The 13,089-nt window shown below is 45.4% G+C and carries 14 protein-coding genes; 10 read left to right on the top strand and 4 right to left on the bottom strand.

All coding sequences use genetic code 11. From position 1 onward, the window contains the following. Nucleotides 1-236: 236 nt before the first annotated feature. Both D4N35_RS01480 and D4N35_RS01475 read right to left on the bottom strand, forming a co-directional pair. Nucleotides 237-854, bottom strand: coding sequence for a YktB family protein (locus D4N35_RS01480; RefSeq protein WP_120068834.1), 618 nt, complete (start codon nt 852-854; stop codon nt 237-239). Nucleotides 855-1,139: 285 nt separating this feature from the next. Next, on the bottom strand, nt 1,140-1,835 hold the full coding sequence (locus D4N35_RS01475; protein ID WP_120068831.1) for a YflT domain-containing protein: 696 nt from the start codon (nt 1,833-1,835) through the stop codon (nt 1,140-1,142). 178 nt (nt 1,836-2,013) lie between these two features. On the opposite strand from D4N35_RS01475, the gene ruvA reads away from it, so the two are divergent. From ruvA to yajC, 6 genes are read left to right on the top strand one after another with little or no spacing between them, the layout of a single operon-like run. Then, nucleotides 2,014-2,634 (top strand): Holliday junction branch migration protein RuvA, encoded by a 621-nt coding sequence (gene ruvA / locus D4N35_RS01470; RefSeq protein WP_120068829.1) that lies wholly within the window; start codon nt 2,014-2,016, stop codon nt 2,632-2,634. Between the two features lie 20 nt (nt 2,635-2,654). Next, nucleotides 2,655-3,656: a Holliday junction branch migration DNA helicase RuvB gene (gene ruvB, locus D4N35_RS01465; RefSeq protein ID WP_120068826.1), complete on the top strand. Its 1,002-nt coding sequence runs from the start codon at nt 2,655-2,657 to the stop codon at nt 3,654-3,656. After that, nucleotides 3,653-3,859, top strand: coding sequence for a DUF2905 domain-containing protein (locus D4N35_RS01460; protein ID WP_120068823.1), 207 nt, complete (start codon nt 3,653-3,655; stop codon nt 3,857-3,859). Before ruvB ends, D4N35_RS01460 begins: the two co-directional genes overlap by 4 nt. 3 nt (nt 3,860-3,862) lie before the next feature. Further along, nucleotides 3,863-4,891, top strand: a complete 1,029-nt coding sequence (queA, locus tag D4N35_RS01455) for a tRNA preQ1(34) S-adenosylmethionine ribosyltransferase-isomerase QueA (RefSeq protein WP_120068820.1) — start codon at nt 3,863-3,865, stop codon at nt 4,889-4,891. 26 nt (nt 4,892-4,917) lie between these two features. Continuing rightward, nucleotides 4,918-6,057, top strand: coding sequence for a tRNA guanosine(34) transglycosylase Tgt (tgt, locus tag D4N35_RS01450; RefSeq protein ID WP_120068817.1), 1,140 nt, complete (start codon nt 4,918-4,920; stop codon nt 6,055-6,057). Nucleotides 6,058-6,088: 31 nt separating this feature from the next. Next, complete coding sequence (gene yajC / locus D4N35_RS01445; RefSeq protein ID WP_120068814.1) at nt 6,089-6,349, top strand: preprotein translocase subunit YajC; 261 nt, start codon at nt 6,089-6,091, stop codon at nt 6,347-6,349. Nucleotides 6,350-6,401: 52 nt separating this feature from the next. Here yajC and D4N35_RS01440 read toward each other — a convergent pair whose 3' ends face one another. Beyond that, entirely contained in the window at nt 6,402-6,797 is a 396-nt protein-coding gene (locus D4N35_RS01440) for a TIGR04086 family membrane protein (RefSeq protein WP_120068812.1), read from the bottom strand. A 151-nt stretch (nt 6,798-6,948) separates the two neighbouring features. On the opposite strand from D4N35_RS01440, the gene D4N35_RS01435 reads away from it, so the two are divergent. Continuing rightward, entirely contained in the window at nt 6,949-7,605 is a 657-nt protein-coding gene (locus D4N35_RS01435) for a DUF421 domain-containing protein (RefSeq protein WP_120068809.1), read from the top strand. Nucleotides 7,606-7,713: 108 nt separating this feature from the next. Here the strand turns inward: D4N35_RS01435 and spoVB are convergent, their stop codons facing one another. Further along, nucleotides 7,714-9,258 carry a stage V sporulation protein B gene (gene spoVB / locus D4N35_RS01430; RefSeq protein ID WP_120068806.1) on the bottom strand — a complete coding sequence of 515 codons (1,545 nt, stop codon included), beginning with the start codon at nt 9,256-9,258 and terminating at the stop codon, nt 7,714-7,716. Between the two features lie 120 nt (nt 9,259-9,378). Here spoVB and D4N35_RS01425 point away from each other — a divergent pair, with 120 nt between their 5' ends. From D4N35_RS01425 to D4N35_RS01415, 3 genes are all read left to right on the top strand, one after another. Beyond that, on the top strand, nt 9,379-9,696 hold the full coding sequence (locus tag D4N35_RS01425) for a post-transcriptional regulator (protein WP_120068803.1): 318 nt from the start codon (nt 9,379-9,381) through the stop codon (nt 9,694-9,696). A gap of 74 nt (nt 9,697-9,770) precedes the next feature. After that, nucleotides 9,771-12,038, top strand: coding sequence for a protein translocase subunit SecDF (gene secDF / locus D4N35_RS01420; RefSeq protein ID WP_120068800.1), 2,268 nt, complete (start codon nt 9,771-9,773; stop codon nt 12,036-12,038). Nucleotides 12,039-12,140: 102 nt separating this feature from the next. Then, nucleotides 12,141-13,058 carry a cation diffusion facilitator family transporter gene (locus tag D4N35_RS01415; protein WP_120068796.1) on the top strand — a complete coding sequence of 306 codons (918 nt, stop codon included), beginning with the start codon at nt 12,141-12,143 and terminating at the stop codon, nt 13,056-13,058. The last annotated feature ends 31 nt before the right edge of the window (nt 13,059-13,089 follow it).

The raw sequence follows: 13,089 nt of genomic DNA, 5'->3' as shown, positions 1-13,089 counted from the left end.
AAGCCGGCTGGATTGCCGGCCTTTTGTGAAAGTGAAAGAAAGTATAGGCTGTTATGAAAATTTTTTTCAAAAGAAGCCTTTCTTTGTCCAGCTCCAGCGCCCAGCGACTAGCAGACTTCACGCTTCTTCCTACGATAAGTCAACATCGCTCCGCTCCGCTGCGCGTGTTTCCTTTATCTCGTCAGAAGCGCTCCAGTCTGTACGTCGCTAAACGGGCGCTTGCGCTTTTCTTATGGTTACTCATAACCAAGCTTATAAACAGGCACGAGTGTTTTAAATGTATCCCTTGCCAATGAGATGAATTTGTCACCGTCTTTGACAATCGGGTCATCGGCCGCAATATGCCTTCCGATGAGAAATTCCGCTTTTTTGACATCGCGGAAGCGTTCAAGCGCTTTTTTTAAATCGATTTCGTCAAGCGTGACAGCGTCCTTTTTCATATGGTCCATGGAGATGACAAAGTCGCCGGGTACTTTCTCTTTGATTTCATCCATATGATTCAGGAATTTCTTGGCAATCTCATTCTTTTCCGGCAGCTCGTATATATAGGCGAGCCAAAGAAAGGCATGATCGTCAAAAAGCCCGACTTGAAAATGAGGATGCTTCTTGTAGCCCCGCTTATTATTTGCGATGGCGAGCCACGTATCTTTGGGCGGGTTCACCGTTCTTCTGGCATGCTTGGCAATATGTAAAAACATTTCAGTTCCGATCATTGAGCTTAAATCGGAAGTCAAAGCTTCTCCAATGATTTTAAACTTCGGCTGAATTCTATTTTGGATGGCGGCCATTCTTTCGTCCAGGCCGTCAATATGAAAAGTTTGAAAATCACTTTCTGTAAAACCGTCAAACTGCATCAAGATAACTCCTCTCTCAGTTAGATATTTTATAGTTTACCAAATATTTCACTATGTATAATACATTTGCTTTCAAAATAAGAAAAGCGCAAGGCGCCCGCCTATCGGCGACAAGCATAAGACAAGCGCTGAAGAAGGCGTAGTTTGCCTTCATCAGCGATTGACTTATGACCTCGAGCCGATGGCGCCTGAAGCTGGACATATCACATCAGCATTCCGTATAGAAAACTAAGACAAACTCTAAACTTTCTTAAACAGTAAAAAATCCGGGCGTTACCCGGATTTCTACGAAGGGTTATGACCGTAATCTTGCTGATCGTTGCTGTCATGGCTCATTGAGCTTGTGTAGCTGCTCTGGTGCCTGTTTTCAAAAGGGTTGACTTCTTCCTCAAATTCCCTTTTTCTTCCTCGTAATTCCATGCCTGCAGTACGCTCTTTCGGTCTTCCGGCCTGTCTGACGGCTTCCACGCGAGACTGTCCGCCTATTTTTGCTTGCGGACCATGTTCCTCCCTGTCAAACCTATCTCCTGTTGTAAAGTTGTCCACTTTTTCACCGTGAACTTTTACATCAACTGTATTGTTCAGAGGCATGTTTTCAGTAGAGAGTAAACCAGTTCTGCCTTGATCGGCATCACTGTCCACCAGCACTAAAATATGTCCATTTTCCACTTCATTCGCATACCTGTCAACATCCGCTTCCGTCATCCCAAGATCCAAAAGCTGATCTGAGTATTTCTTGGTTTCCGCATCTTCATTATTGAAAAATGATTTAAGTTCTTCCCAAAGGTTGTCCTGTCCTGCTGTATGTTGAATGTTATCTTTTACAGGGACACCGGTCTTTTCTTCAATTGTATTGGACTTCAATTCATCATCGGCAACCACAAAGATATGGTCGTTATCTATTCCGTCGTCTCTTAGCGAATCAATAGCCTTTATGGCTTCAAAACTTGTGGCGAAAATTCCGACAACATTTTTCTTCATTGTGAAGCCCTCCTTTATTCATAATGGGAAAAGAAGTGTTGCATTGTGTTTACCCTGTTGAAATAACAATAAACTTTTGCTTCATATCCTTGCCGGTTAGAACATATGTTGTTTTTTGTGTAATAGTGAATGAATTATATGATACAATGATGGTTAGTATGAAAGAGGAGAGAAACCATTGTACGAATACATCAAAGGGACTGTAGAGCATATCGGACCCGAATATATTGTGATAGAGAATAACGGAATCGGCTATCAGATTTTAACGCCGAATCCTTTCGTTTTTTCAGCCAAAAAAGGCACGGAGGCCGTTATCTATACATACCAGCATGTCCGGGAGGACATCCTTGCACTTTATGGCTTTGGAACCAATACTGAAAGGGAAATGTTCAAGAAGCTGATCAGTGTTTCGGGAATCGGCCCTAAAGGCGCTCTGGCCATCCTGGCGTTCGGGGAGCCTGAACAAGTCATCCATGCAATTGAAATGGAAGATGAAAAGTTTTTGACCAAATTTCCTGGAGTCGGCAAGAAAACGGCCAGACAAATGATCCTGGATTTGAAAGGAAAACTGCACGATGTGCTGCCGGAAGGAATGGCGGAAGCCGCGGCGGATATCGATTATGAAGTAGCAGGAGAAGCATCTGATGGTTCGGTTGAACTGGATGAAGCGATGCTTGCTCTTGCAGCGTTGGGGTACTCCGAGCGGGAGTTGAAAAAGGTCCGCCCCAAACTTGCAAAAGAGAATCTGACGACAGACCAGTTTATAAAAAGCGCGCTTCAATTGCTTATGAAACAATAACATGGAAGGAGTGATCATGGATGGAGGAAAGGGTGCTTTCCGGAGAAGCGTCTATGAATGATGTGTCTTTTGAACAAAGTCTCCGTCCGCAGTCGCTTTCCCAGTATATCGGCCAAGACAAAGTGAAGGATAATTTGTCCATTTTTATTGAAGCGGCGAAAATGAGAAAGGAAGCTCTTGACCATGTTTTGCTGTATGGTCCGCCAGGTCTTGGAAAAACAACGCTGGCTGTCGTGATTGCCAACGAAATGGGTGTGAACGTAAGGACAACGTCAGGTCCGGCCATAGAGCGGCCGGGGGATCTTGCGGCCATCCTTACTTCTCTTGAACCTGGAGAAGTATTATTTATAGATGAGATTCACCGTTTGCCGCGTGCGATAGAAGAGGTTTTGTACCCCGCAATGGAAGATTATTGCCTCGATATTGTCATTGGAAAAGGACCTGAGGCCCGGTCTGTCAGATTGGATTTGCCTCCGTTTACGCTTGTCGGCGCCACGACACGCGCCGGAGCTGTTTCCGCCCCTTTGCGCGATCGTTTTGGAGTGCTCTGCCGCTTGGAATATTATAATGAAAGCCAACTGACTGATATTGTCGTCAGGACTTCCGACATACTCGAAACGGAAATTGAATGGGACGGAGCAGTTGAAATTGCCAGGCGTTCCAGGGGAACACCCAGAATTGCCAACCGGCTTCTCAGAAGGGTCCGTGACTTTGCGCAGGTTCGAGGGGATGGCGTCATTACACTTCCGTTGGCTGATGAAGCCCTTGAATTGCTGCAGGTTGACAAACTTGGGCTTGATCATATTGATCATAAGCTGCTGCGGGGAATCATTGAGAAGTTCAGGGGCGGTCCAGTCGGTATCGGTACAATTGCTGCAAGCATCGGGGAGGAATCAACTACGATTGAAGATGTATATGAACCTTATCTCCTCCAAATCGGTTTCCTGCAGCGGACTCCGAGGGGAAGGATGGTAACGCAGCAAGTATATGAACATTTCAAATTGGAGGTGCCGCACCGTTGAACGGGATGGCGAAGCTTTTAATGGTTGCCGGTGCTGTGATTTTTATCGCAGGGTTTCTGATCCATTTTCTTAAGCTTGGAAGGCTTCCCGGCGATATTGTCATCAAAAAAGGAAATGCCACTTTCTTTTTCCCTGTCATGACATCCATCATTATAAGCGTCATTTTATCGGCAATCTTTTTTCTAGTTGGGAGGCTTAAATGAATTTTGAAAGTAGATATGTTTGATTTCGACCTGCCTGAGGAGCTGATTGCGCAAACACCGCTGAAAAACCGGTCTTCAAGCAGGTTGATGGTATTGAATAAGCTTACAGGTGAAATAAAACATGAAACGTTCAGCAAACTGATCGATTATTTGAATCCCGGCGACTGTCTTGTTTTAAATGATACAAAGGTTCTGCCTGCCCGTCTGTTCGGGATAAAAACGGACACTGGGGCAAAAGTTGAAGTGCTTTTGCTTAAGCAAGTGCACGGAGATTGCTGGGAGACGCTCGTTAAGCCTGCAAAGCGCGTAAAAACCGGAACTGTCATTTCTTTTGGTGACGGCCAACTGAAAGCGGTCTGCACGGGAACGGAGGAGCACGGTGGCAGGCTGTTCGAGTTTCAATATGAAGGTATCTTTTATGAAATTTTGGATGCTCTCGGGAAGATGCCCCTCCCTCCTTACATAAAGGAACAGTTGGAAGACCAGGACAGATACCAGACGGTATATGCGCGTGAAAGGGGATCAGCCGCCGCTCCGACGGCAGGCCTCCATTTTACAAATGAATTGCTTGAAAATATAAAAGAAAAAGGTGTCCATGTGACCTTCATTACCCTTCATGTGGGACTTGGAACATTCAGGCCCGTTAGTGTGGATAGTGTTGAAGATCATGATATGCATGCTGAGTTTTACCGCATGTCAGAGGAGACGGCAGACCTTCTGAACAAGGTGAAAAAGGATGGAGGCAGAATCATTTCAGTAGGAACCACTTCTACGAGGACACTTGAAACGATCGCTGGGGCAAATGACGGTTTATTTATAGCCGGAAGCGGCTGGACTGACATTTTCATTTACCCGGGTTACACATTCCAGGCCGTTGACGGGCTGGTGACGAATTTTCATCTGCCAATGTCCACATTGATCATGCTTGTCAGTGCATTGGCCGGACGTGAACATATTCTCCATGCATACGAAACGGCTGTTCAAGAGAAATACAGGTTTTTCAGCTTTGGAGATGCAATGCTGATTATTTAATCTGATACAGGAAAGGGGGGTGCTCATTGCCTGCCATTACATATGAATTGATCAAAACTTGCAAACAGACAGGTGCCAGGCTGGGAATGGTCCATACTCCGCATGGATCATATGAGACGCCCATGTTTATGCCGGTAGGAACGCTGGCAACTGTCAAAACGATGAGCCCAGAAGAATTGAAAGAAATGGGCGCGGGCATCATTCTCAGCAATACATATCATTTATGGCTGCGGCCTGGAGAGGATATTGTTGAAGAGGCCGGAGGGCTTCACAAGTTTATGAACTGGGATCAAGGAATTTTAACCGATTCAGGCGGTTTCCAGGTATTCAGCCTAAGCGAATTCAGGCAGATCGAAGAAGAAGGGGTCCATTTCCGGAACCACCTGAATGGGGATAAATTATTTCTATCACCCGAAAAGGCGATGTCCATCCAAAATTCATTAGGGTCCGATATTATGATGGCGTTTGATGAATGTCCGCCATACCCGGCTTCTCACGAATATATGAAAAACTCGGTGGAACGGACATCGCGCTGGGCTGAAAGATGCCTAAATGCCCACAAGCGCCCGAAAGACCAGGGGCTTTTCGGGATTGTGCAGGGCGGTGAATATGAAGATTTGCGCAAGCAGAGTGCAAAAGATCTTGTTTCCCTTGACTTTCCCGGCTATGCGATTGGCGGCTTGTCTGTGGGTGAACCGAAAGATGTAATGAACCGCATGCTTGAATTTACAACCCCGCTTTTACCGTCCGACAAACCTCGTTATTTGATGGGAGTGGGTTCACCGGATTCTCTTGTTGACGGCGCGATAAGAGGGGTGGACATGTTTGACTGTGTCCTTCCGACGCGCATTGCAAGAAATGGCACTCTGATGACAAGCCAAGGGCGCCTGGTTGTGAAAAATGCGGCCTATGCGAGAGATTTTGGGCCATTGGATGAAGATTGCGATTGTTACGCCTGCCGGAATTATTCACGTGCCTATGTCCGCCATTTAATTAAATGCAACGAAACATTCGGAATTAGGCTTACGACTTACCATAATTTATATTTTCTGTTAAAATTGATGAAGCAAGTCAGAGATGCGATTAAAGAAGATCGTCTCGGTGACTTCAGGGAAGAATTTTTTGAGCGCTATGGATTTAATCGTCCTGACGCAAAAAATTTCTAATAATACATCATCTAAGAAAGGGGGAAGGAGCTTGCAGACACTTGCTAATCTAACACCGTTTATATTGATGTTCGTTCTATTTTACTTTTTGTTAATCAGGCCGAACCAAAAACGGCAAAAGGCTGTCCAAACGATGCAGAACAATTTGCAAAAAGGGGACAAGGTGATTACTATCGGAGGTCTCCATGGGACGATCGACGCAATTGATGAAGGGAAAGTAGTCATTCTTTGCGGTGATGGCAGCAGACTTACATATGATCGAAATGCGATTCGCGAAGTAGTGCAATCTTAGGAAAGATCAATGCAAAAAAGAAGCGTGACAATGTGACGCTTCTTTTTTATTTTTATGAGTGATGCTGCGGTGGACCGCCTGCGATGTTTACCCCAAGAACACCTCCCATCATGGCGGTCAATGTATAGCAAATGTAGTAAACAAGCTGTTCCAATGTGAAAAGGGAACCGTGGCCCAAATATTGATATAAGAGAATGATCAAGCTGTATAAAAGGCCCGTTGCTCCGCCCAGTACCCATCCTTTTTGCTTGCCTTTGCCGCCGCAGATGAATCCTCCGGCAAATACACTGAAAAAGGAGATGATCGTAATGAGTAAGCTGATGGATTTTTCCTGGGTATTTGTGAAAGACAGTATGAATGAAAAAATGAAACTCGTAATGGCAGCGAGCAAAAATATCGTGATTACCCCATATAAAACCGATACTCCGAAATTCTTCGCCTCGATCATCTTTCACTCCTTTCCTTGAATCATTTGGGCAAAATACGCCTGTCCTTCTACAAACATATTCACAAATTCAGTTATTAGAAGCCTTTTTCCTCATGTTTATCAATTTGTTGTCTATACTAAGTCATGAGTTTGAGGACAGGAGGAAACAAAGGTGAACGATTATCTGATTATAATCTTGCGGACAATACTCCTGTACGGAGTGATCCTTATTATTTTCCGCCTGGCGGGAAAAAGGGAAATTGGAGAGCTTAGCGTTCTGGACCTTGTGGTTTTCATCATGATCGGGGAAATGGCTGTTGTTGCAATTGAGCAGCATAAAGATCCGATCATGCATACGATTGTGCCTATGTCAGTTTTGCTTATCATTCAGGTGGGAATGGCCTTTTTTTCATTAAAAAGCCGTAAATTCAGGCATATCATTGATGGAAAAGCAACAGTCCTCATTGAAAGAGGAAATATTAATGAGAGAGAAATGAAAAAGCACCGTTATAATTTTGACGATTTGCTCATGCAGCTGCGGCAGAAGGATATAAGCAATATCGCAGATGTTGAGTTTGCCATCCTGGAAACGTCAGGGGAATTATCTGTGTTTAAAAAAGGAAACAAAAAGAAGGCCGGTTCTGTGACCATTCCCCTTATCGTAGACGGAAAAATCCAGCAGGAGGGTTTAAAAGAATCGAATAAAAGCGAGCAATGGCTTAGGCGGGAACTAAAAACAAGAGGGCATAAAGATATCGAGAATATTTCCTTTTGCAGTTTTCAGGACGGAAACTTTTTTGTTGATTACATTGATGAAAAGAAGAAATGACGAGGGGCCTGGATCCTGCCGCATTAATGCATTGCCACTTTAACGTGATGGGGGACAGTCCCCCATCGAATTAAAGTGTTAATGCTTTAAAGTGATGAGGCCCCGGCTTTATTTTATTATATTGCCGATGACCGGGATTTTTGTCATGTCGTTTTTATTCACCAGTTTAAAGCCAAACAGCAAAGCTAAATAGATCAGTGTTGTGATGATGATTCCTATGGCCAGTTTTATAAAATTCGAATCAAAAAAGAGAGAGTCGAATATTATTTTTCCGCTCCAGCCTGCCAGTATGGCAGCGGCGAAAAATTTTACATAATCAAAAATATATACGGTAAATTGGACCTTCTTTAAAACGGTGGCATAGTGCAGTGCGGTGATCAGCAAGGTTCCCGCTGCAATTCCAAGCGCCGCCCCTGTAATCCCGATGTGCGGCTGGGATGCCAGCATAAAAATGACGGCAAGCTTGACGGCGTTCCCGATCAGGCTGTTGATCATGGCAGCCCTGGCCAGGTCAAGGGCCTGCAAAATGGCCTGAAGCGGTCCCTGATAGTAATGAAAGATAAAAAATGGGGCCATCAGCCTGATAAAATAAGCGCCATTTTCCGAGCCGTATATGAGTTTCATTAATGGCTCGGAAAATGTGAACAAAACGATCACTGACAGTCCGCCGGAAAGCAGGGCGAAGCGCAGCGCCTGCTGAAGCCTGTATTCCACCAGCCTATGGTTGCGGACTGCGTTGGCCTCACTTATGGCCGGAACGAGCGATGTTGCAAGAGAGAACGTAATAAAGGAAGGCAGGGTCAGCAAAGGCAGGGCATATCCGGTCAAAAGCCCGTACTGTTTTGTGGCAATGCCGGCGGCAACACCTGCCAACAGCAGGCTCTGAGATACGATGATCGGCTCGAAAAACCAGGACAAAGACCCGATCATCCTGCTGCCTGTCGTAGGCAGTGCCACTTGCATCAGTTCTTTGAACGTTTCCTTTCCGCCTTTTAATGCATTTAAAAAATGTCTTCTGACCGGAAATCTTTTTTTTACTTTAAACATGGCAAACAAGTATAAAAGAGAAACGAGCTCTCCTATAACTGTGGCAACCATCGCTGCAGCCGCCGCATATTCGATCCCCATTGGAAGAAAGGCTTTTGTAAGCACTGCAATCAGCGTGATGCGGACTGCCTGTTCCAAAATTTGGGATACAGCAGACGGCTTCATATTCTGCTTACCCTGGAAATAGCCCCTGATGACAGAGGAAACGGCAACGATCGGTATGATCGGCGCAATAGCTGTAAGCGGGTAATAGGTTCTGGGATCGGTAAAGAGTGTTTTTGAAAGCAGCGGCCCCAGCATGATTAACGCAGGGGTAAAGATCAGCGAGAGCGTTCCTGTTACAGTCAAAGAAACAACGAGAATCTTTTTTACTTTCCGTTGATCCCCTTTTATGTCCGCTTCAGCGACTGCTTTGGAAATGGCTACGGGCAGACCGAGTTGTGTAATGGTCACAACAAGGAGTAAAGTCGGATAGGCCATCATGTACAAACCTACCCCTTCTTCCCCGATCAGCCGGGCAATGACGATTCTGTTTATGAAACCAAGCAGCCTTGTGACGAGGCCAGCAGCCATCAATATCATTGTTCCTTTTAAAAACTTTGACATCTATTTCCCTGCCTTCTCAAATTTGCTCAATTCGATTACAATTATGTATATGCATGGAGTTGGACAAAGCATGACAAGTTCAGTCTTTGTCTTGCGCAAAATGGAAGGGTGGATAACCGGATGGCGGAACAGAATCATGAATACGATGACTATTTCCATAGGCTCAAACCTGCTTTAATGAGCAAGGCGGAGGAGTTTGCGGTACTTGGCTATGAGGATATTTCCATCGAGGATTTATGGAGATTTTTAACCGAAAAAACATGGAGAAAGCCTAAGGAAGGGGTAAGGGTCCACGAATTGGTTTCCGATGTCCTCTCATTGAAAGCCGGTGACTTTATGAACTTTGCAACTGTGGAAGCGTATCGTTCCCAGGGAGATCCATTTGAGGGCCTCGGGAATGACGACCTTCAACAACTATTGAAAACAGATGAAGATTGACACCCCATTTTATCTGTTTCATAATCTAAACAGACATAAGAAGATGCATGAATCGCAAGGAGGACTTATATTTAATGGTAAAAAGAAGCAGGATCGTGGCCTTTTTTCTCATATTAATTTTTCTCGCAGGAATCATGGGCTCGACCACAAACAGTATCATCAACCACATAAAGCTGGGTCTTGACCTCCAAGGCGGTTTTGAAGTTTTATATGATGTAAAACCGGCAAAAGAAGGGCAAAAAATAACAAGGGACACTTTGGTACATACAACGGATGCGCTCAGTCGAAGGGTTGACGTACTTGGTGTAAGCGAACCGAATATCCAGGTTGAAGGCACGAACAGGATCAGGGTCCAGCTCGCGGGAGTCGAAGATCAGACACAGGCGAGGGAGATTCTTGGAACCCAGGCGACGCTCACATTCAGGGATGTCAATGACAATGTGATGCTGGACGGGACCGACCTTGTTGAAGGAGCTGCCAAACAAAGCTTTTCTCCGGATACGAACCAGCCCATTGTCCTCGTCAAATTGAAGGATAAAAAGAAATTCAAAGAAGTGACCGAAAAGATTCTCAGCATGAAGCCGAACAATCAACTGGCCATTTGGATGGATTTTGAAGAAGGCGTTGACTCATACGAAAAGGCGGTCTCAAGCGGCAGCCAAAAATTGCTTTCCGCTCCAAATGTCAATCAGGTGTTTAATCAAACCGATGTTTCGATTGAGGGGAATTTTACAACTGAGGAGGCAGAGAACCTTGCCAACCTGCTAAATGCCGGTGCCCTCCCTGTTAAGCTGACAGAAGTGTATTCAACGTCAGTGGGCGCCCAATTCGGTGAGCAGGCAATGGATAAAACTGTAACAGCCGGAATGATCGGGATAGCGATCATATTCTTGTTCATGATCTTTTATTACCGCTTCCCGGGATTCATTGCGTCGATTACCCTATCCGTCTATATTTATTTGATTTTGCTCATATTTACACTGATGCAGGGAGTGCTTACGTTACCGGGTATCGCTGCACTGATTCTGGGGGTTGGGATGGCGGTTGACGCCAACATACTGACATATGAAAGGCTGAAGGAAGAGATCAGGCTTGGACGGTCGCTGCGCTCTGCTTTCCAGGCAGGAAACAAGTCTTCGTTCGTAGCCATTCTTGACGCCAATATAACTACCTTATTGGCCGGAGCGGTTCTTTTTTACTTCGGTACAAGCTCTGTCAAAGGGTTTGCAACGATGCTCATATTAAGTATACTGATGAGCTTCGTCACGGCCGTTTACGGGTCGAGATTCCTTCTGGGACTATGGATCAACAGCCGTTTCTTTAAAGAAAAGCCGGGCTGGTTCGGGGTGAAGAAATCCGAGGTTCATGACCTGTCGGAAAATATTTCGGCGCATGAGCTGAAAACGCCATTCGACCGATTTGATTTCGTGAAAAACAGGAAGAAGTTTTATATCTTTTCTATTGCTCTGTTCGTTGCGGGGGCTATCGTCCTTGGCATGTTCAAGTTAAATCTCGGAATTGACTTTTCAAGCGGAACCCGTGTGGAAATCAATGCCGGCAAGCCTTTGACAACCGAAGAGGTGAAAACGGAACTGGATGCAATCGGAATGCCTTCTGATGATATTGTCCTTTCCGGAAACGATCAGGACATCGGCGTTGCCCGTTATAAAGGCGTTATGTCCAAAAATGAGATTGCAAAGCTGAAAAACCATTTTGAAGAAAAATATGGTACGGATCCGAATGTCAGTACTGTGTCTTCTACAGTAGGAAAAGAGCTTGCCAGAAACGCTTTATATGCTCTTGCTATAGCAATGTTGGGCATTGTCATATATGTTTCGTTCCGATTTGAATCAAGGATGGGGCTCTCGGCTATTCTCGGCCTTGTCCATGATGCCTTTTTCATTGTTGCGTTTTTCAGCCTGACGCGGCTTGAGGTGGACCTGACATTTATTGCTGCTGTTTTGACAATTGTCGGGTACTCCATCAATGATACGATTGTCACATTTGACCGGATCCGCGAAAATATGAGAGCGAAAAAACGCCTGAAAACTGAGCAGGATATTGCAGAGATTGTGAACAAGGGGCTTCGCCAGACCCTGACGCGATCCATTAATACGGTGTTGACAGTCATCGTCACTGTTGTTGCTCTGTTGATCTTCGGCAGTGAGTCCATTCGGAGCTTCTCTCTCGCCTTGCTCGTCGGGCTGTTGGCGGGAACTTATTCGTCCATCTTCATTTCTGCACAGCTTTGGTACGATTTGAAAGTAAAAGAATTGAAGAAAAAAGGCCCCATCAAAACGGTGAAAGAAAAGAAGAAATGGTCGGACGAGCCCCAAGTATAGGGCATTCTATAGTACGCTAAACAAAAAAAGCCGCTGATTGCGGCTTTTTTGCTTGGAAAGGGCAGTATAAGTAATACAGCTTTTAAAAAGGGGACTGTCTATATGGAACAGAAGGACCGTTTTAAACAAGCAGAGGTTGCAGCATGGGCAGGCATTATCGTCAATATATTGCTCACTCTTATAAAGGGCATTTTTGGCTTGAAAGGGCACAGTAAAGCTTTGCTTGCGGATGCTGTTCATTCCGCGTCGGACATTGTCGGCTCTTTGGCTGTGTGGGTGGGCCTGCGGGCTGCAAAGCAGCCTCCGGACGAGGAGCATCCTTATGGGCATGGGAAAGCCGAATCCATAGCGGCCATTATCGTTGCAGTCATCCTGTTTATTGCCGGCGTACAAATCGGAAAATCATCTTTCGAATCATTCTTCAAACCTTTGGAAGCGCCCGGTTCGATAGCGATTTATGCTGTGGCATTTTCCATTATCGTCAAGGAGGCATTATTCCGGTACAAATACCGCCTGGGGAAAAAGCTCAATAGCGAAGCCCTGATCGTCAATGCTTATGAACACCGTTCCGATGTCTATTCGTCCATCGCCGCGTTGATTGGAATCGCTGCGTCCATCATAGGGAAAAAACTGAACATCGGCTGGCTTGTTTTTGGCGACCCTGTCGCCGGTTTGGTCGTCTCGGTCATGGTCATACGGATGGCGTGGAAACTGGGAGCCGAATCCATCTATAATACATTGGACCATGTGCTGGATGATGATAAAACGGCCGGTTACAAAAATATCGTTTTATCCGTCCCAGAAGTCAGGAGAGTGGATGAACTTTATGCCCGCCAGCATGGTTATTACGTGATCATCGACTTGAAAATCGCCGTCGATCCGGAAATGACAGTGGCAGAAGGGCACCGGGCAGGTAAAAAAGTAAAGGAATTGCTGATGGATGAGCCTGATGTCCACAATGTTCTTGTCCATATTAATCCAGATTACAACGGATCCGGCGACGTAAAAAACAATGAATAATTGGCTGTCCAGCACGTTGCGGAATCAGCTC

It is taken from the genome of Siminovitchia fortis, assembly GCF_003605365.2.
GTDB classification, from domain to species: Bacteria; Bacillota; Bacilli; order Bacillales; family Bacillaceae_C; genus Siminovitchia; species Siminovitchia fortis.
Note: the sequence above shows the minus strand (reverse complement) of the source record. Positions and strands in the feature narration are given on the sequence as shown.

Excerpts from the sequence above, each read along its gene's own strand:
- D4N35_RS01440 (WP_120068812.1), bottom strand. The coding sequence starts at position 6,797 with ATGATCGAGGCGAAGAATTTCGGAGTATCGGTTTTATATGGGGTAATC.
- D4N35_RS01415 (WP_120068796.1), top strand. The coding sequence starts at position 12,141 with ATGGAACAGAAGGACCGTTTTAAACAAGCAGAGGTTGCAGCATGGGCA.
- spoVB (WP_120068806.1), bottom strand. The coding sequence starts at position 9,258 with ATGTCAAAGTTTTTAAAAGGAACAATGATATTGATGGCTGCTGGCCTC.
- D4N35_RS01475 (WP_120068831.1), bottom strand. The coding sequence starts at position 1,835 with ATGAAGAAAAATGTTGTCGGAATTTTCGCCACAAGTTTTGAAGCCATA.
- secDF (WP_120068800.1), top strand. The coding sequence starts at position 9,771 with ATGGTAAAAAGAAGCAGGATCGTGGCCTTTTTTCTCATATTAATTTTT.
- D4N35_RS01480 (WP_120068834.1), bottom strand. The coding sequence starts at position 854 with ATGCAGTTTGACGGTTTTACAGAAAGTGATTTTCAAACTTTTCATATT.
- ruvB (WP_120068826.1), top strand. The coding sequence starts at position 2,655 with ATGGAGGAAAGGGTGCTTTCCGGAGAAGCGTCTATGAATGATGTGTCT.
- D4N35_RS01425 (WP_120068803.1), top strand. The coding sequence starts at position 9,379 with ATGGCGGAACAGAATCATGAATACGATGACTATTTCCATAGGCTCAAA.